Source organism: Shigella sp. FC1967 (assembly GCF_001743005.1).
Lineage (GTDB): Bacteria > Pseudomonadota > Gammaproteobacteria > Enterobacterales > Enterobacteriaceae > Proteus.
On record NZ_MIIZ01001294.1, the window covers coordinates 1 to 415 of the forward strand.

At 52.8% G+C, this 415-nt stretch carries 1 rRNA gene; it reads left to right on the forward strand.

Annotation, left to right across the window (positions count from 1 at the left end):
- Positions 1-415 (forward strand): 16S ribosomal RNA (locus tag BHE89_RS21375); the annotation flags it as partial.

Genomic DNA, 415 nt, shown 5'->3' on the forward strand with positions numbered 1-415 from the left:
GTGGCTTCTGGAGCTAACGCGTTAAATCGACCGCCTGGGGAGTACGGCCGCAAGGTTAAAACTCAAATGAATTGACGGGGGCCCGCACAAGCGGTGGAGCATGTGGTTTAATTCGATGCAACGCGAAGAACCTTACCTACTCTTGACATCCAGCGAATCCTTTAGAGATAGAGGAGTGCCTTCGGGAACGCTGAGACAGGTGCTGCATGGCTGTCGTCAGCTCGTGTTGTGAAAATGTTGGGTTAAGTCCCGCAACGAGCGCAACCCTTATCCTTTGTTGCCAGCGCGTTATGGTGGGAACTCAAAGGAGACTGCCGGTGATAAACCGGAGGAAGGTGGGGATGACGTCAAGTCATCATGGCCCTTACGAGTAGGGCTACACACGTGCTACAATGGCAGATACAAAGAGAAGCGA